The sequence below is a fragment of the Aeromonas sp. ASNIH8 genome (genome assembly GCF_002919855.1).
Lineage (GTDB): Bacteria > Pseudomonadota > Gammaproteobacteria > Enterobacterales > Aeromonadaceae > Aeromonas > Aeromonas caviae.
Genome location: NZ_PQLN01000013.1, coordinates 1 through 22,112, shown reverse-complemented (window position 1 = coordinate 22,112; position 22,112 = coordinate 1). Strand labels below are relative to the sequence as shown.

Genomic DNA, 22,112 nt, shown 5'->3' with positions numbered 1-22,112 from the left:
TTCCCGCCATCCTCTCGTGCAAGAAATGTCGGGTCGCGCACAAAAAATCACCGGGCAAGCCCGGTGATAGAAAAACGGTTTTCAGATGGAGCCACTCACCCCAGCTGTACCCAGACCTCGCTCCCCTCCAGTCGCACCGGCCAGCAGGCGACGCTCAGGGCAGGATCGTCCAGACAGCGACCGTCCATCAGGGCGTAGCGCTGCTTGTAAAGGGGCGAGGCGACCACGGGCTCCCCACCGGCATCCCCCACCAGGCCACGCCCCAGCACCGCCACGCCGGCCAGGGGATCCACCCCGTCCAGGGCATAGACATGCTCCCCGAGGCGAAACAGCGCCAGCACCCGCCCCTCCAGCCAGGCGCTGCGCCCGGCCTGCTCCGGCAGCGCCGCCAGCTCGCATACCCTATGCCAGGCTCCAGGTTCTGACTGTAAGGTCTCTTCTTTTATGTCGCTCATACCACCTCCTTGATAGCGATATCCGGCACCCATTGCCCCCGCTCCTCACGGCGCGGCGGCGTCTCGTCCTCGGGCCGGTTGACGAAGGCCTCGAACAGCTTGAGCTTGTCCGGATCCGCCAATGTGCTCTTCCACTCGCACTGCCAGGTGCCGACTATCCCCTCCATCATGGCCTCCAGCTCGGCACCGATGCCGAGCCTGTCCTCGATGATCACCGACTTTAGGTAGTCGAGCCCCCCTTCCATGTTCTCCATCCAGACCGAGGTACGTTGCAGTCTGTCCCCGGTGCGCACGTAGAACATCAGCAGCCGGTCGATGTAGCGGATCAGGGTCTGCTCGTCGAGATCCGTGGCAAAGAGGTCGGCGTGGCGCGGCCGCATGCCGCCGTTACCACACACATAGAGGTTCCAGCCCCGCTCGGTGGCGATGACGCCGATGTCCTTGCTCTGGGCCTCGGCGCACTCCCGGGTGCAGCCGGAGACCGCAAACTTCAGCTTGTGTGGCGCCCGCAGTCCCTTGTAGCGGTGCTCCAGGGTCTGGGTCAGGGTCATGGAGTCCTGTACCCCGTAACGACACCAGGTGGAGCCCACGCAGGACTTCACGGTGCGCACCGACTTGCCGTAGGCCTGACCGGTCTCGAAGCCCGCCGCCACCAGCTCACCCCAGATGGCGGGCAGCTGGTCGACCCGGGCGCCGAAGAGATCGATGCGCTGGCCGCCGGTGATCTTGGTGTAGAGGCCGTACTTGCGCGCCACTTCGCCGATGGTGATGAGCCCCTCCGGGGTGATCTCCCCCCCCGGGATGCGCGGCACCACCGAATAGGTGCCGTCCTTTTGCAGGTTCGCAAGGAAGGCGTCGTTGGTATCCTGCAACGCGCGGTGGGGCTTCTCCAGCACGTGCTCGTTCCAGAGGGACGCCAGGATGGAGGCCACCGTCGGCTTGCAGATGTCGCACCCCAACCCCTGGCCGTGCTTGTCCCGCAGCGCCTCGAAGCTCTTCAGCTCGCCCACCCGGGCCAGGTGATAGAGCTCCTGACGGCCGTAGGCGAAGTGCTCGCACAACCCCTTGTCCGCCTCGACGCCAAGGTCTGCCAGGGTCTGATCCACTACCTGCTTGAGCAGGTTGCTGCAACCGCCGCAACCCGTGCCGGCCTTGGTGCAGCTCTTCACCGCCGACAGCTCGTGATTGCCCGCCCGAACGGCGGCTACCACGTCCCCCTTGCTGACGTTGTGGCAGGAGCAGAGGATGGCGCTGTCCGGCAGCACCAGGGGCGCGGGAGCGGCCCCTGCCTCCCCCACCAGCAGGGAGAGCGGCGGCTGGGGCAGCGCCACCCCGTTCTGGTAGTACTGCAGCAGCCGCTCATAATCGGCCCCGTCCCCCACCAGGATGGCGCCGAGCAGGCGATTGCCCTCGCCGTCGGTCACCAGCTTCTTGTAGATGCCGTTGACCCTGTCCAGCAGCAGCAACTCCTGGGCGCCGGCGGTGTTGGCGTGGGCATCGCCGATGGAGCCCACGTCCACCCCCATCAGCTTGAGCTTGGTGGACATGTCGGCCCCGATAAAGCGGGTCTCGCCGCCGCACAGACTGGCCACTGCGGCCCGGGCCATCTGGTAGCCGGGAGCCACCAGGCCGAAGATGCGCTCCTGCCAGAGCGCGCACTCGCCGATGGCGAGGATGGCGGGATCCGAACTGTGGCAGCCGTCGTCGATGCAGATGCCGCCGCGCTCCCCGACCTCCAGCCCGGATTGCCGGGCCAGGGTGTCGGCGGGGCGGATCCCCGCCGAGAACAGCAGCACGTCGGTCTCAATGTGGGAACCGTCCTTGAAACGCAGGCGATGACGGGCCTGCTCCCCCTGCTCGATGCACTCGGTGGCTTTCTCCACCAGCACCTCGACCCCGAGGGCCTGGATCTTGTCCCGCAGCACGGCGCCGCCGCTCTCGTCGAGCTGCACCGGCATCAGCCTGGGGGCGAACTCCACCACCTGGGTCTTGAGGCCGAGCAAGCGCAGGGCGTTGGCCGCCTCCAGCCCCAGCAGGCCGCCACCGATGACCACGCCGCTGCGGGCCTGGGCGCAGGCATCGCGGATGGCGGCGAGATCTCCCAGGGTACGGTAGACGAAGCACCCCTCTCGCTGATGACCGGGGATGGGGGGCACGAAGGGGACCGAGCCGGTCGCCAGCACCAGACGGTCGTAAGGGAACTGCTCGCCGTTGGCCAGCGTCAGGGTGCGGGCCGCCCGGTCGAGCACCTCCACCTCGGCCCCCAGTCGCAGCGCAATGCCGCTCTCCTCATACCAGGCGGGATCCGCCATGCGCAGGGCCTGGGGCGCCTTGCCGCCGAATACCTCGGACAGATGCACCCTGTCGTAGGCGGGGTCAGGCTCGGCGCCAAACACCGTCACCTCAAACCGCTCGAGGCCGCCCGCCGCCACCAGCTGTTCGACGAAGTGATGGCCCACCATGCCGTTACCCACCACCAGCAGCCGTTGCTTGTCGGCCGTGTCGGCGGAACCACTGTTCTGGCGACCGAGCAGGCCCATGCCGTCCTCTGTCACCCACTGTTGCTCTTTGTCAGTCATGTCTCTCTTCCTTGAATCCGGCGGGCTCAGGCGCGCAGCTTGCTGCGCACCTGCCCGGCTGCCTTGAGGGGGGTCACCTTGCGTTGCTTCTCGTAGAGGAAGCGCAGCACCTGCTGGCGCAGCTTGTGGTAGTGGGGATCGTCCGCCAGGGCGACCCTGTCTCTGGGCCTTGGCAGGTCGACTGTCAGGATCTCCCCGACAGTGGCGCTGGGGCCATTGGTCATCATGACGATGCGATCGGAGAGCAGCACCGCCTCGTCCACGTCGTGGGTGATCATGATGACGGTGTTGCCAAGCTCCGCCTGGATCGCCATCAGCGCGTCCTGCAGATGGGCCCGGGTCAGGGCATCGAGGGCGCCGAACGGCTCGTCCATCAGCAGCACCTTGGGGGAGAGCGAGAGGGCGCGGGCGATGCCGACCCGCTGCTTCATCCCCCCCGACAGCTCGTGGGGCATCTTCTGGCTGGCGTGATCCATCTGCACCAGGGAGAGGTAGTAGTCCACCCGCTCCGCCACCGCCCGCTTGTCAGACTCCACCTGGGCCACCGCCAGCGCCACGTTCTGCTGGACGCTGAGCCAGGGCAGCAGGGCGTGGTTCTGGAACACCATGGCGCGCTCGGGCCCCGGGCCCGCCACCTCGCGACCATCGAGAATGATGCCCCCCAGGGTCGGCTCCAGCAGCCCGGCCACCAGGTTGAGCACCGTGCTCTTGCCGCAGCCCGAGTGACCGATGAGGGAGACGAACTCCCCCTTCTCGATGCGCAGGTTGACCCGGCTCAAGGCCTCGAAGCTGCCCTGCTCCGTCTCGAACGAGATGCCGACGTCGCTTATCTCCAGATAACTCTTCATTGGCTCTTCTCCTGCCTGAATAGAAATGTGATTAACGCAGCACCTGGCGCTTGTCCCAGGACAACCACTGCTGCAGGGCCAGCATGCCCCTGTCCAGGGCGCAGCCGATGAGGCCTATGGTGATCACCGCCACCATGATGCGGGCCAGGGAGGCCGAGCCACCGCTCTGGAACTCGTCCCACACGAACTTGCCGAGCCCCGGGTTCTGGGCCAGCATCTCCGCCGCGATCAGCACCATCCAGGCCACCCCCAGGGAGAGCCGCAGCCCGGTGAAGATCATGGGCAGGGCCCCGGGCAGCACGATGCGCCGCACGTGGGTCACAAAGGAGAGGCGCAGCACCCGGCTGACGTTGTGCAGATCCCCATCCAGCCCCGCCACCCCCACAGCCGTGTTGATCAGGGTCGGCCAGAGGGAGCAGAGGGTCACCGTCAGGGCCGAGGTGAGGAAGGACTTGGCAAGCCAGGGGGCAGGATTGGCGTAGAGGGCGCTCACCACCAGGGTGATGAGGGGCAGCCAGGCCAGCGGCGACACCGGCTTGAGCAGCTGGATCACCGGGTTGGCTGCGCGATAGAGCCCCTGGTTCATGCCGAGCAGCACCCCGCACGGAATGGCGATCAGGGTCGCTAGCGCGAAGCCGCACAGCACGGTGAGCAGGCTGGTGGCTATCTGATCGAAGAAGGTGGGGCGCCCTGTGTAGGGACGCAGCTTCACCTCGGCCGCCGGATCCGCCGCCAGCCTTGCGGCGTTGCGCGCCTGCTGGCGCTCGAGGAAGGCCGCCGCCTTCTCCCGCTCCTGCAGATGCTCCTGCCCGAGGGACCAGAGCTGGCTGGCGGTGGCAAGCGGCCCCGGCAGGGTGCCCAGACTGGTCTGCACCTGGCTCGCCCCCCACTGCCAGAGGCCGAGGAAGAGCAGCACGCCGAGCAGGGGCTGCACCATGATTTTCCAGTTGATGGCTTTTAAATGGATGAGGGGCCATGTGTGTCGTTTCATCGGGATCTCCTTGCTCATTGCACCCGCTCATCGCCCTTGAGGCCAATGGCGAACTGTTGCAGGTAGGCGTTGGGGTGGCGGCCGTCGTAGATGAGGCCGTCGATGAAGCCATCCTGGGGGCCGCGATAGCCCTGCTCGCTGGCAAAGTCGGGGAAGTCACTGGCCTTGAGCTTGCCCTCGGCGATGAGGGCCTCGGCGGCCTGGCGATAGACGTCCGGTTGATAGACGGCCTTGGCCACCTCCTCGAACCAGGCGTCCGGTCTGGCCTCGGGGATCTGGCCCCAGCGCCGCATCTGGGTCAGGTACCAGATGGCGTCGGAGTAGTAGGGATAGGTGGCGTGGTAGCGGAAGAAGACGTTGAAATCCGGCACCTGGCGCTTGTCCCCCCTGGCGTACTCGAAGGTGCCCGTCATGGAGCTGGCGATCACCTGCTCGTCCGCCCCCACGTACTCGGGTTTGGCCAGCAGCTTGGCCGCCGCGCGCCGGTTGCCGTTGTCGTCTGCATCCAGCCACCAGGCCGCCCGCAGCAGCGCCTTCACCAGCCGCACATGGGTGTTGGGGTGACGTTCGGCCCACTGCCGGGTGACGCCGAACACCTTCTCCGGGTTGTTGCGCCAGATCTCGTTATCCGTGATGACGGGCACCCCTATGCCCCTGGCGATCGCCTGCTGGTTCCAGGGCTCCCCCACGCTGTAGCCGGCGATGGTGCCCGCCTCCAGGGTGGCGGGCATCTGAGGGGGCGGTGTCACCGACAACAGCACGTCCGCCTGGCGCTGGCCCGAGTTGTCCCCAAGCTGGGGGGCATAGAAACCGGGGTGCAGGCCGCCTGCCGCCAGCCAGTACCTCAGCTCGTAGTTGTGGGGGGAGACGGGGAAGACCATCCCCATGTTGAAGGGCTTGCCCTCCTGACGATATTCCGCCACCACGGGCTTGAGGGCGGCGGCGCTCACCGGGGGTGGCACCTGGCCCGCCTGCGGCCTGGGCAACTGGGGCGCCATGGCAGCCCAGACGCTGTTGGCCACCGTGATGGCGTTGCCGTTGAGATCCATGGCGAACGCCGTCACCAGCTCGGCCTGGGTGCCGATGCCGATGTGGGCCGCCAGGGGCTGGCCCGCCAGCATCTGGGCACCGTCCAGCTCGCCGTCTATCACCCGATCCAGCAGGATCTTCCAGTTCGCCTGGGCTTCGAGGGTGACGTAGAGTCCCTCATCCTCGAAATAGCCCCGCTCGTAGGCCACCGCCAGCGGCGCCATGTCGGTCAGCTTGATGAAGCCGAGCCTGAGCTCCTCCTGCTCCGGGGCTCCCAGTGCCAGCACCGGCAGCGACAGCGCCGCCAGCAGCAGCCCCGCACATCCTTGTCGTCCGTTCATTGCATCTCCTCCCTCGGTTCCGGGTCAGGGCCATGGCGCCAGGCTGCCTGGAATCGCAGTGCCACCTCGTTGCAGCGCTGCGACCCAAGGTGCGTCGCGACCAAAAAAAGCCCCGCCGATCCGGGATCGGCGGGGCTTCTTTGCCCTGTTGCGGGTGAGTGACCTGACCGGCCCCTCACTGCGCATCATTACTTCATTGCTATCGTGTTTTTGTTATTCACTTTCCGTGCCAGCTCGTCCAGGGTGCATCAGGCGGCCCTTTGCGGCCTGTGGAGCCCTGATCCTCCCTCAAATTTGCCTCAATTAGGCGCAGTTGCACCAAAACGGTTGGCCACGGGAGCGCTCAGGCGGGCAAAGCCTGCAGCAGTTGCCGCGCCAGCTCACCCAGGCTCAGGTGACGGCTCATGGCGGTGCTGCGCATCAGGCGATAGGCCTCGTCCTCGTCCAGCCCCTGATGGCGCATCAGGCGTCCCTTGGCCTGCTCGATGAGCCGCCTATCCTCCAGCTTCTGGCGCAGCTCGCTCTCGGTCTGCATCAGGGCCTGCACCATGGCGAGCTGACTGCGGGCCAGGCGCAGCCACTGCTCCACCGGCTCACGCTCGCCGCAAGGGTGGGGCACCAGCAACACCCCCTGCTGCAACAGGGCGAGCTGGGTATCGCCCCCCAGCCGCTCGCAGAACAAGAGCCGCGGCATGTCGGGCCAAAGGGAGAGGCCAAGGCGTACCTCGGCGCTGAACTGGCGGCAACTGACGAGCAGGGCATCCCCCCTCTGCGTCGGCGTCAGCAACTGGCGGGTATCGAGGATCCCGGGCTGATGGCCGTAGTGACTGACCAGCAGGGCCAGGCGGTTCGCCTGGCCCGGGTCATCGGCGTGGATCAACAGCCGGGAAGCGGGGCCGTCCTGGCCCCGGGTGGAAAAAGTAGTCATGGCGCTCCTTACCGGCGACGATCGCGTTCTGTCTGGCGAAAATGCCGCAACATGAAGGCCAACTCTTTGAATCTACCTCCTTTTTATCTATCAGGAGGTAGTGGGGGTAGAGGGAAAATCGCCCCTCAGGCGACCCGTTCCAGTGCCTCCGTCAGCAGCCCCTGCAGCTCGGCGCGCAGCCGCACCACCTCCCCCATGATGATCAGCACCGGGCTCTGGCCCAGCAGGGCGCGGGCAGCTTGCTCCAGGCCATCGAGCGTGGCCTCGTGCACCTGCTGGCGGGGGCTGCAGCCGGCCACCACCAGGGCCACCGGCAGCACGCCCGGGGCCCCCGCCCTCAACATCCCTTCCCGAATGCGGGCCGCCCGCTCCAGCCCCATGTAGAACACCAGGGTGTGGCCCGCCCGGGTCAGCCCGTGCCAGCCCTGATAGTCGCGCTCGTCCATCAGGTGCCCCGTCACCAGGGTCAGAGAGCGGGCCAGCCCCCTGTGAGTCAGGGGAATGAAGCTGCTGGCGGCGCACCCCAGGGCCGCCGTGATCCCCGGCACCAGCTCGGCCTCGATGCCGTGCCGGGCCAGGTGCAGCGCCTCCTCGCCACCGCGCCCGAACACCAGGGGATCCCCTCCCTTGAGACGCACTACCCGCTTGCCCGTGCGGGCCAGGGCCAGCAGCAGGGCGTTGATCTCCTCCTGGGTCGGGCTCGGCTCACCGCAGCGCTTGCCCACGTCGAAGCGGGCCGCCCCGTGGGGAATGCGGGCCAGGATCTCGCTCCCCACCAGGCGGTCATAGACCACAATCTCTGCCGCCTCCAGACGGTGCAGGGCGCGCAGGGTCAACAATTCGAGGGGCCCGGGGCCCGCTCCCACCAGACTGATTTGGCTCATCTCAGGCTCCTTGTGTCCTGGCACCGCACTAAGCGGATGCCAGGAAAACATGTTTGATCAACAGCTTGTCGATTTCGGGCAGACAGGTGCCACAGTTGCTGCCACAGCCGAGCAGGGCCTGCAGCCCCGCCAGCTCGCTCACCCCCTGCCGGGTGATGGCATCGACGATGCGCTGCTCCGAGACCCGCAGGCAGGAGCAGACCAGCCGGCTCTCCCCGGCCAGGGCCTGGCTCAGGGTCTGGCTCAGGGCCCCCGCCTGGAGCGGCGTGCCGAGCAGACTGGCCAGCAGGTCGACCTTGATGTCCGGGCGCCGCCCCCCCACCAGCAAGATGCCCTCGATGCGATCCCCTGCCAGGGCCACGGCCAGCCACCCCTCCTTCATGGGCAGCCTGAGCCAGTGCCCCTCGGCCCCCAGCCGTTGCCACAGGCTCTCTGTGCTCTCTGACCAGGAGGCCAGCAGGGTGCAGTTCCCCTCGGGCAGGGGGCGCCTGGCCCACCAGTCCACCGGCTCGCGCCACTCACCACGGCCACACCAGAGCCCTTGCCAGCGGGTGAGCTGCGCCCTGGCCTGCACCCGCCCCTGTTTGAACATCGGCTGGCCGGAAAGGGGATCCACCACGGGGGCGATGAGGCGGTTGACCGCCCCCTGGCTGCACTGGCTGTCGGTCCAGTGCATGGGCAGGAAGGCCTCCCCCTCCCTGAGCCCCTCATCCAGCCCCACCAGCAGCAGCGCCTCCCCGAGCCCGTTGCAAAGGCGCACCAGGTCCCCCTCCTTCACGCCAAGCGCCAGCAGGCTGGCGGCCCCCATTCGCACCCTGGGCCAGGGCTCGGCCTCCTGCAACCGGGGCACGTGGCCGGTGCGGGTCATGGTGTGCCACTGATCCCGCAGGCGGCCACTGTTGAGGAGCAGGGAGACAGCCCCTGCAAGCGGGGGCGTTTCTGGCTGCTCGGGGAAGCGCTGGGCCAGGGGCAGCAGGCGGGCCCGGCCATCCGGGGTGGCAAAGCGCCCATCCTCGAACAGGCGATCCCGCCCACGGGGCCAGTCGGCGTTGACAGGCCAGCGCAGGGGAGAAAGGGCCTCGAATTCGGCACGGGTGAGACCCGCCAGCCCGGAGATGTCGAACTGGCGGGATCCGTCGTTCTCAAAGCCGGAGAGGGCGGCATGCTCGCAGAAGATCTCGTGCTCGTGCTCATAGGCGAACCCCTCGCCAAAGCCGAGCCGACGGGCGAACCGGGTCAGGGCCCACCAGTCGGGCCTGGCCTCCCCCGGCAGGGGCAGGAAGGCGCGCTGGCGGCTGATGGTGCGCTCGGAGTTGGTGACGGTGCCGCTCTTCTCCCCCCAGGCGGCGGCGGGCAGCAGCAGGTGGGCGAGGCGCGCCGTGTCGGTGTTGGCCGTCACCTCGGAGACCACCAGCAGCTCGCAGCGACTCAGGGCTTCGCGCACCCGGTTGCCGTCCGGCAGGGAGACCGCCGGATTGGTGCCGAGCACCCAGAGCGCGCGGATCTCCCCCCGGTGCACCGCCTCGAACAGCTCGACCGCCTTGTGCCCCGGCCCGCGCACTATGGTCGGGCTCTGCCAGAAACGCTGCACCCGATCGCACTCGGCCTCGCCAAAGCCCATGTGGGCGGCGAGCTGGGTCGCGAGCCCTCCCACCTCGCGCCCTCCCATGGCGTTGGGTTGCCCCGTCATGGAGAAGGGAGCCGCCCCCGGCTTGCCGATGCGACCGCACATCAGGTGGGCGTTGATGATGGCGTTGGCCTTGTCCACCCCCTGGTTGGACTGGTTGATCCCCTGGCAGAACAGGGTGACGGTCTTGGGGGTACGGGCAAAGAGCTGGTAGAAACCGAGCAGATCGCTGCGGGAGAGGCCGCAGCTGCGGGCCACCTCGTCCAACTGCCAGGCCGGATCGTCCAGCGCCCCCGCCAACGCCTCGAAGCCGCTCACGTGCTGCGCCACATAGGCCTTGTCCCAGCCATCGACATCGAGCAGGTAGCGGCACAGGCCGTTCCAGAGCGTCACGTCGCTGCCGGGTTTGAGTGCCAGATGCAGATCCCCCTGCTCCGCCGTCATGGTGCGGCGGGGATCCAGCACCACCAGCTTGAGCTCGGGGCGCCGCGCCCTGGCCTGCTGCAGGCGGCGAAACAGCACGGGATGGGTCCAGGCGGTGTTGGCACCGGTGAGCACCACCAGATCCGCGAGCTCGAGATCCTCGTAACAGGCGGGCACCAGATCCTCCCCGAAGGCGCGCTGGTGGGCCACCACCGCCGACGACATGCAGAGCCGGGAGTTGGTGTCCACGTTGGCGCTGCCCAGATACCCCTTCATCAGCTTGTTGGCGACGTAGTAATCCTCGGTGGTGAGCTGGCCGGACAGATAGATGCCGATGGCACCCGGCCCGGACTCGGCCAGGATGGCGGCAAAACGCGCAGCCAGGGTGTCCAGGGCCTCCTCCCAGCCGATGCGCTGCCCCATCCAGCGCGGATAGAGCAGGCGATCGGGAAAGGCCAGGCTCTCCAGCAGGCTGGCCCCCTTGACGCACAGGGCACCGCCGTTGGCCGGATGCTGCTCATCCCCCTGCAACTGCCAGTTGTCTCCCTCCCGGCTCAGCCGGATGCCGCACCCCACTCCGCAATAGGCACAGGTGGTCTTCATTCCCTTGCTCCTTGTCATGTGTCTGACGAGGGGCCCATAAAAAAAGCGTCCGCCCCCCTGCGGGGACGGACGCCTTTGTCCGGATGCCTCATCGTCTTGTATGGGGAAGTGACTGCAAACCCCGCGCCAGGATGCAAGGGGCGCCGCCACTGCGCATCAGGGTGTCGAGCTGCGCCGCCACGGTGCAGCCGCCCCCTTGTTGGGCCCGCCTTGCGGGAATCCGCCCCGCACGCTGGGCAAGGGGCCCACCGGGGGTATAATGCGCCGCCACACAGGAGAGAGAGATGAAAGTGTCAGATGAAGGCGCCACCGGGCAGCACCGGGCAGATGCCCGGGAGAGAGGGGACTATTGCGCCATCGGGCTGGTCAATCCCAAATCCCCGGAGAACGTGGGTGCCGTGATGCGGGCCGCCGGCTGCTACGGGGCGGACGAGGTCTACTACACGGGGCAGCGCTTCGAGCTGGCGAGGCGTTTTGTCACCGACACCAAGCAGATGGTGGAGAAGATCCCCCTGCTCGGGGTCGAGGAGCTGCTGGACTTCGTGCCCGAGGGCTGCACCCCAGTGCTGGTGGATCTTATCGAGGGGGCCACGCCCCTGCCGGATTACGTGCACCCCGAGAGAGCCTTCTACATCTTCGGCCCGGAGGATGGCACCCTGGAACCCGCCCGCTTCGCGGCGGTGAAGGAGGTCATCTATGTGCCGACTCAGGGTTGCATGAACCTGGCCGCCTCGGTCAACGTCATCCTCTATGACCGGTTGGCCAAGACGCTCAGAGCCAAAAACTGAGGGCGGGGCAAGACGTTATCTATTACGACCGGCTGGCCAAGACGCTCAGAGCCAAAGACTAAGGGCGGGGCAAGAGGGGCCCGATGACGGCATCAGGCCCGACAGCTAGGGCTGTGGCTTGTTCGCCCGCACCACCTGCTCCCTGAGAAAGTCCTGGTAGTAGTCGTAGAGCTTGTTCTGCCGATAGATCTCCGCCAGCTTGCCCTGCCTTATCAGGGTACGCATGCCGGGATCCCAGAGCCCGTGCAACTCCCTGCCCTTCGGGGTATCGGCGAAGATGGGGTAGGTCGGGATCCAGCGCAGGAATACCTGTACCAGCTCGGGGGGAAGGGAGCCTTCGGGGTAGAGGGCGCCGTCGGTCAGGTAGTAGCGGTAACGCCCCTTGATCAGCAATTGCAGCGCCATCTCGTGGCTGTCTATCTCGAACCAGCGCATCGGCTCCGGGATGAACTTGTCAAAGGCCCACCCCCTCAGCCAGAGCACCTCCTGCTCCTTGAGGCTGTGCTCCCCTGCCCAGTGCGGCAGCCAGCGCTTTTGCATCACCACGCTCACGTAGTCCGCCGAGTCGGGGTAGTCGGGCTGATGGACCCCGGGCACCTCTCCCCGATAGACCCCCATCGCCATGTCCCCCTCCTTTTGCGACACCACCGCCAGTGCCCGTTTGTAAGGCACCATGTGAAGCTTCACCTCGTGCCCCAGGGGTTCATAGATGGCTCGAACCACATCCAGATAGACCCCCTTGCCGTCCCGGTGACAGAAGCCGGTCCAGTCGTCGCAATAGACGTGTATGGTGTCTGCCCGCACGAACGAGGTGATCAGCAGGCAACAGAACAGAAAAAGACGAACCATGAATATCCTCAGTGATATGGCACTCGGCAGATGCTCACCGCCGGACGGCCCGTTCAGGCATACAGATAGCATAGAAAAACAGAGTCCCGGCCGACATTTTCCCCATTTTGCGAGCGGGTCGAGGGTTATTGTCGCCCCACAGCGTATCATGGCAAACAAGATTCATTAGTAGCCCAACTTGAGGGGAGATTCTCATGCCAACCATCAAATCCCTGCTCTGCCCCGTCGATTTCTCCGAGATGTCCAGAGCGGTACTCGACTACGCCGTCTTCATGGCCAACACCCACCAGGCCGAGCTCAAACTGGTCCACGTGGTGGATCAGCTGCACGGCTTCGACAGCTACAAGATCCTGCACATGACGGCCATCGAGATCACCCACGAGATGGAACGCCAGGCCAAGAGTCAGCTCAAGGAACTGGTCGCCTGCCTGCCCATTCCGGCCAAGTTCGAGGTCCGTTTTGGCCGCGCCGCCGATGAAATCGTCCTCCAGGCGAAGGAAGACAAGGTGGATCTCGTGGTCATGGGCAGCCATGGTCGCTCCGGCATCACCCACCTGCTGGTGGGCAGCGTGGCGGAATCCGTGGTGCGCCACGCTCCCTGCCCTGTGCTGGTGGTCCGCAAATAATCCCCGCCTGATGCGCCAAGGCCAGCATATGCTGCAATGCTGTTCACTTAAGAGAATTTGAGTTCCAGTCTACGTAGTATCAGGACAAAAAATCGAGGGAGGCATGATGCCTCCCTCTTTCTATTGCAAGCCCCGCTGGATAAAGGCTGGAGGAAGATCGACTGGACACAGCCTTGCCCCCTCAACTCAAATCCAATTTATGAATAATCAGTCAAAAAAGTGCTTATCTGAACAGCATTGCAGCATATGCTGGCCTTTTTGCTGTTCATTGCCATGGGATGCTCATCTCAGAACCGGTGCACGAGGGATAACGAGAGGTCGTCGGCAAGGTAGAGCGCCGCCCACCAGTCCTGGTGACGCCCTCGCAGCAGGCTCGCGGGCAGGGTCTCAGCCATGGGCATAGATGACGCTCCCTCCCTTGATGGTGTCGATAATGGCCCTGGACTGCTCCCTTGGCAGGGCCGGGCATCCCCAGCTGCGCCCCAGCTTGTCAAACTTCTGCAGATGCCTGGGGCTGGCGTAGTCCGCCCCGTGCACCACGATGGCGCGCTTGCGGGCATTGCTGTTCTTGCCGGGACTGAGGCCGTCGAGACGCAGGGAGTAACCGTGCTTGCCCTGATAGGTCTCGGCGGTGCGGTAGACCCCCAGGGAACTTTGCCGGGAATTCATCTGATTGGAGAACTGGCGGGCGGCCAGCTCCCCCGAATTGCGGCCGTGGCTGACCCAGGTGTGGTAGAGCAGCTTGTGGCGCTTGACGTCGATGACGAACAGCCGGCGCATGGTCGAGGGCTTGCTGTAGTCGATGATGGTGAGAATGGGTTTTCGCTTGTGGCGCACGCTCTGGTAACCGTCCAGGGCCTTGCGAAACACGCGGCTGTCGAGCTTGCCGGCCAGCCCGAGCTGACGATAGAGATCCTGGTCCCAGCTGGCGTGGCTGGCGCCGCTGAAACAGAGCGCCCCCAGCAGCAGTGGCAGGCTCAGCCAGAGGCTGCCCCACCACGCACTCCTATCCTGTCCCTTCATCCTTGAAGTTGCTCCCCTTGCTGTCGCTGGCCTGATGCCCCGGGTGACACCGCATCCTGCTGGATAGTTATATGCAAGCCATTGATTGCGAGCAATAAAAAAGCACAAAAATGCCGACCTGAGTCGGCATTGTCCTGCTTGCTGAGCGTGCCTGGATCAGGCACGGCTGAGATAATCCGCCTGCCCCACCCACTTGTAGCTGGTGAGTTCGGTCAGCCCCATGGGGCCACGGGCGTGAAGCATCTGGGTCGAGACCGCCACCTCGGCCCCGAGGCCAAACTGGCCGCCGTCGGTGAAGCGGGTGGAGGCGTTGACATAGACCGCCGCCGAACCAGCCCCGTTGACGAAACGCTCGGCATTGGCGAGGGAGTTGGTCAGGATGGCATCGGAGTGGCCGGCGTTGTGCTCGCGCATATGGGCCAGCGCCTCGTTGACGTCCGCCACCACCTTGACCCCCAGGGTCAGCCCCAGCCACTCGGTGTCGAAATCTTCCGGCCCCGCGTCGCACAGGTTCTCGCTGCCAGCCAGCAGCGCCATGGTATTGGGCGCGCCCACCAGGGTCACCTTGCGCTCGTTCATCAGAGCCACCAGTTGCGGCAGCAAGGTGGCCGCCACCTTCTCGTGTACCAGCAGGGTATCGAGGGCGTTGCAGGCGGAGGGGCGCTGCACCTTGGCGTTCTCGATGACCGCCAGGGAACGCGCCAGATCGGCGCTCTCGTCCACGAAGATATGGCTGATACCGAACCCGCCGATGATGACGGGGATGGAGCTGTTCTCCTTGCACATCTTGTGAAGACCCGCGCCGCCGCGGGGGATGATCATGTCCACGTAGCGGTCGAGGCGCAGCAACTCGGCCACCAGCGCCCTGTCCGGGTTGTCGATGTACTGCACCGCCGCCTCGGGCAGGCCGGATGCCGCCAGGGCATGCTGGATCACCCGCACCAACTCCAGGTTGGAGTGGAAGGTCTCGCGACCACCGCGCAGAATGCTGGCGTTGCCGGTCTTGAGGCAGAGGCTGGCGATGTCGATGGTGACATTGGGGCGCGCCTCGTAGATGACGCCGATGACCCCGATGGGCACCCGGCGACGGGAGAGGCGCAGGCCATTCTCCAGAACCCGGCTGTCGATTTCGGCCCCGACAGGATCGTCCAGGGTGATCACCTTGCGCACATCCGCCACTATGCCGGCAAGGCGCGCCGGGTTGAGCAGCAGGCGATCCAGCATGGCTTCCGTGAGCCCCGCCTCGCGCCCGGCGGCAATGTCTTTCTCGTTGGCCGCCAGGATCTGGGCACTGCGTGCTTCCAGTTCATCGGCGATGGCCGCCAGCGCCCGGTTCTTCTGTGCCGTGCTGACGGTGGCCAGTTGATAGGCGGCTTCACGGGCCGCCTGCCCCATTTTCTCCAGACTCATCACAGTTCCCTTTTGTTCATGCGGTGCCGCCCTGTTCAGAGCAGCACCATGTCATCACGGTGGATGGCCACGGCCCCATAGCCGTAACCCAATACCTGTTCAATCTGATCCGAGTGGACACCGCGCAGCCGATCCAGCTCCAGATGGTCGTAACGGCAGATACCGCGAGCCAGCTCGCTCCCCTTGGGATCCAGGATACGCACCACGTCGCCACGCACGAAATCTCCCTTCACCGCGACGATGCCCTTGGGCAGCAGGCTGGAGCCCTTCTCCTGCATGGCGGCCACGGCCCCCTGATCCACCTGCACTTCGCCGTGAGGAGGGGGCCCTGCCAGGATCCAGCTCTTGCGCCCTTCCAGGGGGGATGCCAGGGCCGGGAACAGGGTCCCCACCCGCTCCCCGGCGGCGAGGCGGCCGATCACTTCCGGGATCTGGCCAGTGGCAATCACCACGTCCACCCCGGCGCGGCGTGCCACGTCGGCGGCCTGCAACTTGGTGGCCATGCCACCGGTGCCAAGGCCGCTCACGCTGTCACCGGCAAGGGAGCGCAGGGTGTCATCTATGGTCTGCACCTCTTCGATGAGCTGGGCATCCGGGTTGGTGCGCGGGTCGGCGGTGAAGAGCCCCTTCTGATCCGTGAGCAGGACCAGCAAGTCCGCATCCGCCAGGATGGCGGCACGGGCAGAGAGGTTGTCGTTGTCCCCCACCTTGATCTCGGCGGTGGCCACGGCGTCGTTCTCGTTGATGACGGGGATGATGCGGTGATCGAGCAGAGTGCGCAGGGTGTCGCGGGCATTGAGGTAGCGCTCCCTGTCTTCCAGGTCGGCGCGGGTCAGCAGCATCTGGCCGATGTGCAGCCCGTAGAGGTTGAACAGGTCCTGCCATACCCGGATGAGCTGGGTCTGACCCACCGCCGCCAGCATCTGTTTGTTCGGCAGGGTAGGCGCCAGCGGAGGGTGGCCCAGATGCTCGCGACCGGCGGCGATGGCCCCCGACGTGACCAGCACGACACGGTGCCCGTGTCGATGCAAGGCGGCACATTGTCTGACCAGCTCGACCATGTGGGCACGGTTGAGGCGGGCAGATCCCCCGGTGAGCACGCTGGTGCCCAGTTTGACGACTATGGTTCTGTTTTCCATGGGAACGAAGGGTTAGAAAAGTAAGGAATCCCTTTATACCCACGGCCCCCCTGCCCTGCAAGGCAATTAAGCCTCGCCAGGCAGTTGCGGGCTCGGTGACAAAGCATCGGGGTACCCCGCACCGGGAAGATGCGGGGCTTGGGGATCAGGCTGCCGTCACGCTCAGTTCGGCGGTCACCTGCTTCGCGGGGGAGAGGGTGCACTCCAGCTGGGTCAACTTGCCGCTGATGAGCTTGTAGAAATGTTGCAGGGTGCGTTCCACTTCCGCCTGATGCTTCTTGGGCAGCGCCTTGTCGATCCACTCCCCGTCCGCGTTGTAGAACCCCGTCTGATAGTGGTAGCTGAAGCTGTGATCCGCCTGCTCCAGCACCAGCCACCAGCCCCAGAACTCCCGCTTGTCCGGAGCAGGCTTGGCGCTGACACAGACGGACAGACAGTCAAAGCGGTAGCGGCCCTCCTCGCACAGGTCTTCACGCAAATAGGGGCCAATGGCCGCGAACTGCCGCAGCAATCGCTTGTAAGTCACTCTTTCTGACATGCTAACCTCCCTGTTGAACAAGCCATACCATCACATGGTGATGTTACATTTTTAGTTTTATATCATGTACATAAGTGCTTTTTGAGCCAGTCTACCGTCTCTTTCAGTGCCTCGTCATAGACCTCGAGCAGTGGCTGCTTGTCAAACACCACCGCCTTGCCGCTGCGACTCGCAGCGGCCAATGCCCGGACATCCTGCTCGGGACAAATAAAATCTTTCTTGTGCCCGATACTCAATATCGGCACGGAAGTGCGACTCCCCAGCAATCCCTGGGTCTTGAGGGAGAAGACCTGGCACTTGGTGCGCAGCAGATCCCACTGGGCCGCGTCCGCCCCCAGCCGGTTCGCCAGCCCGTCGCGCATCATGCGCGGGCAGCGGGCGAACATCTCCTGATTGGTGAACACCTGGTTGATGCCGGCACCGATGCAGACCACGGTCCGAAGCTTGAATGGCTCGACGAAGGCGAGGCGGGCCGCCACGTTGCCGGCGAGGCGGAACCCCACCATGGCGATGCGCTGGTGATCGACCCAGGCCACCTCCGAGAGGTAGTTGAGCACCGCCTGGTGCAGGCGGCTGGTGTCCTGCACCAGGGGCCAGTGCTCGGCATAGCCGGTGCCCGGCATGTCCAGGGAGAGCATCCCGATGCCGTGGGGCTCGAGACACTTGAAATAGAAGTTGAGGAAGTCCACCTGAAGCGAATCGATGCCACCGCTGACGATGACCAGGGGCACAGGTTTCTCGGTGGTGGGCAGATGCAGGTAGCCCTGGATGGTCTTGCCCCGAAACGGGACCTGCAACTCCTTGAGGGGCACCTTGAACAGGCGTCCGGCCTCGCGATAGGCCATGTTGCCGAGCAACTGGGCCTGATCCGCCAGCTCGTCGTGCTTGAGGTGGGGGTAGCTTGCGATGGAGTAGTAGCGCACTGCCTTGAGCAGGCTCTTCAGCGCCGCGGCGCGATCCCCTTCCCCCAGCAGCGTCCGCCCCGTATTGAAATAACGGCCGGCAAGCTGGCTCCACTCATAGACCCAGTTGCCGGGCACATAGCCCTTGATGGTGTCCAGATAGCGTTCGTGACTGCGCTCCCCCTGCCCCATGGCGATGTGCGCCAGGGTCTGCTCCACCTCGACGGGATCGGCCCCCTGCCAGGCCCAGGTCGGTCTGCGCAGCAGGCGATACCAGCGGGGCGACAGGGCGCCATCGATGAAGCTGTCAGACAGTGCGCTGTCTTGCTCGTCGACGGGGCTCGAGTTGGAGACTTCGGAAGTTTCCAATACCTTTTTGACCCGGGTAAACAGCTTTTCCGTCAGATTGGTATCGTCGTTTGGTTCCAAAATGGTGGCTCTTCTGTCTCAAACAATGTCCCATCTTAACCACTTTTCACATCGAGCAGCCACACCAGAAACGCATTGAGCTCCAAAAGGGGCTCAATGTGGTCAACCTTGCATCACGATGGATCAGTCCGCTCCCGAATGCCGGGGAGTCACTGGTCGCGACCGGTGCGGCGATTACGCTTCGTCGCAGATCGGCTTGGCGAACTCCAGTGCCATGTCCCAGGGCTGTTCAATCCAGGTGTCCTGCGGAATGGCGACTTCGAAGTCATCCACCAGGGGTTCGCCCATGGGCTTGGCGAAGATGGTGATGAACTTGGCTCTGGGGTAGAGCTCGCGGATCGCCTTGGCGGTGCCGCCGGTGTCCACCAGATCGTCCACCACCAGCCAGCCTTCGCCGTCACCTGCGGTGGTGGCAGCCTTCACCACCACCAGCTCGCGCTGGTTGTCGTGGTCATAGCTGGAGATGCAGAGGGTTTCGACATTGCGAATGCCAAGTTCGCGGGCCATCAGGGCCGCAGGCACCAGACCACCGCGGCTGACGGCGATGATCCCTTTCCACTGGCTGACAGGCAGTTGACGACGGGCCAGACGGCGCGCTTCGCGTTGCAGGTTATCCCACGATACATAGAACTTTTTTGGCATGCTATCGATCTCAACGAGTTATAAAGCAATCACTTATGAGGCGAAACCCGACAAAGAGACGGGTTCAGGTCAATTCTGGCACCCCGTTTCCCGAATTTTGCTTGCACTTTTTCGGCCTCGGGGCTGACGCCTCGGCGGCAAAAACGGATGCAATGCGAACAGGGATGGGGTGTAGCTGGCGGCCATGTCGGGTGGACTCCCGAGCTCGGGCCTGCTGTTGGGCCGGTATGATAGCACTCTTTATGGATAAATTGAGCGGCAAACGTATGCGAAAAACAGGAAATGTCCGCCATCTTCCGCTCTGTCGCCCTTTTGGGAGGGCTTCGGCGACACCTACAGGTTAGCCGTTTGACACACATTCCATGACATTCGGGCAAAAAAATAGCAGGGGGAGGAGAGGTTCCTCACACACCTGCTGCTGTTACCTGTGACGCCTGCGAGCCTTAACGGCGGGTGGCGTAGGGATTCGGGTAGTTGAAACCCTGGGTATAGAGAGATTGGGCAAACCAATAGGTTGAATTGCTGCCTGACATCATAAACTCCTGATTGCTTAACAAGTTACGTACCTTAATGCGGGTTCACATCCTTGAACTGACACTCGGTTCCATGGAGGCGCACTTGCTTTGCTTCGGTTCCCTGGAGGCATTGATTGTCATCCTGACAAGTGGGCTGGCCACGGCGGCTAATTTACCACCCGGCGCCCAAAAGACAATATTTTTGTGACCAACATCACAAAACTGATGTTCTGCTGACACAAATAAGGCAGGTAGTGAAGTTCGCCATCCATGCTCCCTTTCCCAGCACAAGCAGAGCGTCATTTGCGCTGATCGCTCACATTTTTGCGTGATTGACTGTATTATCGTTATCCTCTTCCCCGGCCCGCAGAGTGGGGCCCGACATTTTCCATGCTGGTAAGGAGTCCCGACGTGGCACAGCTCAGTTCTCTGTCTCCCAAGTTGATTTGGCAATTCTTCGAGCAGATCTGCTCCATCCCCCACCCCTCCAAGCACGAAGCCCAACTGAGCGCCTGGATCGTGGCATGGGCCCAGGGAGAAGGCCTGGCGGTCAAGCAAGACGCCGTCGGCAACATCATCATCAAGAAACCGGCCACGCCGGGGATGGAAAACCGCAAGGCCGTGGTGCTGCAAGCCCACATCGACATGGTGCCCCAGGCCAACGCCGACACCCAGCACGACTTCACCACCGATCCCATCGATGCCTACATCGATGGTGAATGGGTCACTGCCCGCGGTACCACCCTGGGTGCCGACAACGGCATGGGCATGGCGGGTTGCCTGGCCGTGCTGGCCGACAAGACCATCAAGCACGGTCCGCTGGAAGTGCTGCTGACCACCGACGAAGAGACCGGCATGACCGGCGCCTTCGGTCTGGAAGCGGGCTGGCTTGAGGGCGAGATCCTGCTCAACACCGACTCCGAAGAGGATGGCGAGGTCTACATGGGCTGCGCCGGCGGGGTGGATGCCAATATCCGCTTCCCCCTGGAGCTGGTTGCTGCCACCGAGGGTGAAGGTTTCGAGCTGCAGGTCAAGGGCCTGCGCGGCGGCCACTCCGGGGTCGACATCCATCGCGGCCGCGGCAACGCCAACAAGCTGCTGGTCCGTCTGCTCAAGGCCGCCGAACCGCTGGGGGTGCGCCTTGGCGATCTCAGCGGCGGCACCTTGCGCAACGCCATCCCCCGCGAGGCCCGTGCCAGCCTGCTGGTGCCCGCCGCCAGCGTGGCTGACTTCAAGGCCCTGGTGGACCGCTACGCCGGCATCTATCAGAGCGAGCTGGCCGCCACCGAGGCCAACCTCACCGTGCTGCTCACCGCCCGGGAGAAACCGGCCCAGCTCATGAGCGAGTCCCTGCAAAGCCGCCTGCTGGATGCCCTGATGGCCTGCCCGAACGGGGTGATGCGCATGAGCGACGCCATCCCGGGCGTGACCGAGACCTCCACCAACCTGGGTGTCATCAAGACACTCGAGGGGGAAGTCTATGTGCAGTGCCTGATCCGCTCCCTCATCGATTCCGGTCGCGAGAACATCGAGCAGATGACCCGCTCCCTGTTCACCCTGGCCGGCGCCAGCTGCGAGTTCACCGGCGCCTACCCGGGTTGGGCCCCGAACGTTGACTCACCGGTCATGGCGCTGGTGCGAAGCAGCTACCAGACCCTGTTTGGCGAGATGCCGAACGTCATGGTGATCCACGCAGGCCTCGAGTGCGGTCTGTTCAAGAGCGCCTACCCGGACTGGGACATGGTCTCCTTCGGCCCGACCATCCGTGGCGCCCACGCACCGGGGGAGAAGGTACACATCCCGGCGGTCGAGCGTTTCTGGCAACTGCTGGTTCACGTGCTGGAACATATCCCGGCCAAGTAAGCCAGCTCACGACCATATCGATGCCCCGCCCAGTGCGGGGCATCTTTTTTGTACTTCCTCCTCGGCCACCTCTCTCACATCCCCGATTCCATACGTGGCCCTGGCTTGAAATCGTATCCATGAACAGGTCTGCATTTGAAAACCCTTTCCATGATTTATGTAAATTTACAACACAAAAAGTTGATCCAGCTCACATATGCCCCTAGGATCAGAACGTGACCAAGGTCACACAACCCATGAACCACAGAGAAACGAGGTCATCATATGTTCGAGAATCTGGCAGTGCTGTTCCACCTGAAGGGTGCAACCAGCAAGAAAGGTGCTGAAGAGAAAGACACTTATGCGCCTGCAACCCGCAATTACTACTTCCGTTATGGCGCCTGATATCGCCTGTCCGGATGTTGAAACTGGCAACGTAATAAAACTACAAAACAACTCAGCAATCCACACAACAGCCACCCCCATCGGGGCGCTGTCCTGCCCGGGCCAGAATTCCCACGGCCAAACCTGAACTCCAACCATGAAGATGGGGCCCGCAGGCCCCATTTTTTTAGGTTCTTCGCGGGATCTTGGGGAAGTGGAAGTTGACAGACAGGGTGCTGGTAAACTGGCTGTCTCCAAACACACCACCACCATCACCCTGCTGTCGCCGTGCATCATATTGATATTGCCTCCTTCTG

Annotated in this window: 18 protein-coding genes; 3 read left to right on the top strand and 15 right to left on the bottom strand. The window is 64.3% G+C overall.

Features of this window, described 5'->3' with window-relative positions; genetic code table 11:
• Positions 1 to 95 precede the first annotated feature (95 nt).
• From nirD to C3418_RS05345, 8 genes are all read right to left on the bottom strand, one after another.
• Positions 96 to 455: a nitrite reductase small subunit NirD gene (gene nirD / locus C3418_RS05380; RefSeq protein ID WP_010675447.1), complete on the bottom strand. Its 360-nt coding sequence runs from the start codon at positions 453 to 455 to the stop codon at positions 96 to 98.
• On the bottom strand, positions 452 to 3,034 hold the full coding sequence (gene nirB, locus C3418_RS05375; protein WP_103858112.1) for a nitrite reductase large subunit NirB: 2,583 nt from the start codon (positions 3,032 to 3,034) through the stop codon (positions 452 to 454). The genes nirD and nirB overlap by 4 nt, the downstream gene beginning before the upstream one ends.
• A gap of 26 nt (positions 3,035 to 3,060) precedes the next feature.
• Complete coding sequence (locus tag C3418_RS05370; RefSeq protein WP_010675449.1) at positions 3,061 to 3,882, bottom strand: ABC transporter ATP-binding protein; 822 nt, start codon at positions 3,880 to 3,882, stop codon at positions 3,061 to 3,063.
• A 31-nt stretch (positions 3,883 to 3,913) separates the two neighbouring features.
• On the bottom strand, positions 3,914 to 4,873 hold the full coding sequence (locus C3418_RS05365; protein ID WP_103858125.1) for an ABC transporter permease: 960 nt from the start codon (positions 4,871 to 4,873) through the stop codon (positions 3,914 to 3,916).
• A gap of 14 nt (positions 4,874 to 4,887) precedes the next feature.
• On the bottom strand, positions 4,888 to 6,243 hold the full coding sequence (locus C3418_RS05360) for a CmpA/NrtA family ABC transporter substrate-binding protein (RefSeq protein WP_181023068.1): 1,356 nt from the start codon (positions 6,241 to 6,243) through the stop codon (positions 4,888 to 4,890).
• 343 nt (positions 6,244 to 6,586) lie between these two features.
• Positions 6,587 to 7,171 carry an ANTAR domain-containing response regulator gene (locus tag C3418_RS05355; RefSeq protein ID WP_010675452.1) on the bottom strand — a complete coding sequence of 195 codons (585 nt, stop codon included), beginning with the start codon at positions 7,169 to 7,171 and terminating at the stop codon, positions 6,587 to 6,589.
• Positions 7,172 to 7,296: 125 nt separating this feature from the next.
• Positions 7,297 to 8,055, bottom strand: a complete 759-nt coding sequence (gene cobA, locus C3418_RS05350) for a uroporphyrinogen-III C-methyltransferase (RefSeq protein WP_103858111.1) — start codon at positions 8,053 to 8,055, stop codon at positions 7,297 to 7,299.
• Between the two features lie 28 nt (positions 8,056 to 8,083).
• Positions 8,084 to 10,708, bottom strand: coding sequence for a nitrate reductase (locus tag C3418_RS05345; protein ID WP_103858110.1), 2,625 nt, complete (start codon positions 10,706 to 10,708; stop codon positions 8,084 to 8,086).
• A 284-nt stretch (positions 10,709 to 10,992) separates the two neighbouring features.
• Between C3418_RS05345 and C3418_RS05340 the strand changes: the two genes are divergently transcribed.
• On the top strand, positions 10,993 to 11,496 hold the full coding sequence (locus tag C3418_RS05340) for an RNA methyltransferase (RefSeq protein ID WP_103858109.1): 504 nt from the start codon (positions 10,993 to 10,995) through the stop codon (positions 11,494 to 11,496).
• Positions 11,497 to 11,601: 105 nt separating this feature from the next.
• Here C3418_RS05340 and C3418_RS05335 read toward each other — a convergent pair whose 3' ends face one another.
• A complete protein-coding gene (locus C3418_RS05335; RefSeq protein ID WP_103858108.1) occupies positions 11,602 to 12,345 on the bottom strand; it encodes a hypothetical protein in 744 nt (247 codons plus the stop codon).
• A 194-nt stretch (positions 12,346 to 12,539) separates the two neighbouring features.
• Between C3418_RS05335 and C3418_RS05330 the strand changes: the two genes are divergently transcribed.
• Complete coding sequence (locus tag C3418_RS05330) at positions 12,540 to 12,971, top strand: universal stress protein (protein WP_041212463.1); 432 nt, start codon at positions 12,540 to 12,542, stop codon at positions 12,969 to 12,971.
• 387 nt (positions 12,972 to 13,358) lie between these two features.
• Here the strand turns inward: C3418_RS05330 and C3418_RS05325 are convergent, their stop codons facing one another.
• The 6 genes from C3418_RS05325 to gpt all read right to left on the bottom strand — a co-directional run bounded on the left by C3418_RS05325 (position 13,359) and on the right by gpt (position 19,054).
• The gene (locus C3418_RS05325) at positions 13,359 to 13,994 is read right to left on the bottom strand and encodes a murein L,D-transpeptidase catalytic domain family protein (protein ID WP_042016892.1); all 636 of its coding nucleotides are present in this window, start codon (positions 13,992 to 13,994) and stop codon (positions 13,359 to 13,361) included.
• 156 nt (positions 13,995 to 14,150) lie between these two features.
• Complete coding sequence (locus tag C3418_RS05320; protein ID WP_354004560.1) at positions 14,151 to 15,407, bottom strand: glutamate-5-semialdehyde dehydrogenase; 1,257 nt, start codon at positions 15,405 to 15,407, stop codon at positions 14,151 to 14,153.
• A 32-nt stretch (positions 15,408 to 15,439) separates the two neighbouring features.
• Positions 15,440 to 16,543 (bottom strand): glutamate 5-kinase, encoded by a 1,104-nt coding sequence (gene proB / locus C3418_RS05315; protein ID WP_048207022.1) that lies wholly within the window; start codon positions 16,541 to 16,543, stop codon positions 15,440 to 15,442.
• A gap of 145 nt (positions 16,544 to 16,688) precedes the next feature.
• Positions 16,689 to 17,081: a sigma factor-binding protein Crl gene (crl, locus tag C3418_RS05310; protein WP_039040346.1), complete on the bottom strand. Its 393-nt coding sequence runs from the start codon at positions 17,079 to 17,081 to the stop codon at positions 16,689 to 16,691.
• Between the two features lie 62 nt (positions 17,082 to 17,143).
• The gene (gene frsA, locus C3418_RS05305) at positions 17,144 to 18,412 is read right to left on the bottom strand and encodes an esterase FrsA (protein WP_103858106.1); all 1,269 of its coding nucleotides are present in this window, start codon (positions 18,410 to 18,412) and stop codon (positions 17,144 to 17,146) included.
• 174 nt (positions 18,413 to 18,586) lie between these two features.
• On the bottom strand, positions 18,587 to 19,054 hold the full coding sequence (gpt, locus tag C3418_RS05300) for a xanthine phosphoribosyltransferase (protein ID WP_039040347.1): 468 nt from the start codon (positions 19,052 to 19,054) through the stop codon (positions 18,587 to 18,589).
• Positions 19,055 to 19,980: 926 nt separating this feature from the next.
• On the opposite strand from gpt, the gene C3418_RS05290 reads away from it, so the two are divergent.
• The gene (locus tag C3418_RS05290) at positions 19,981 to 21,432 is read left to right on the top strand and encodes an aminoacyl-histidine dipeptidase (protein ID WP_045525722.1); all 1,452 of its coding nucleotides are present in this window, start codon (positions 19,981 to 19,983) and stop codon (positions 21,430 to 21,432) included.
• The last annotated feature ends 680 nt before the right edge of the window (positions 21,433 to 22,112 follow it).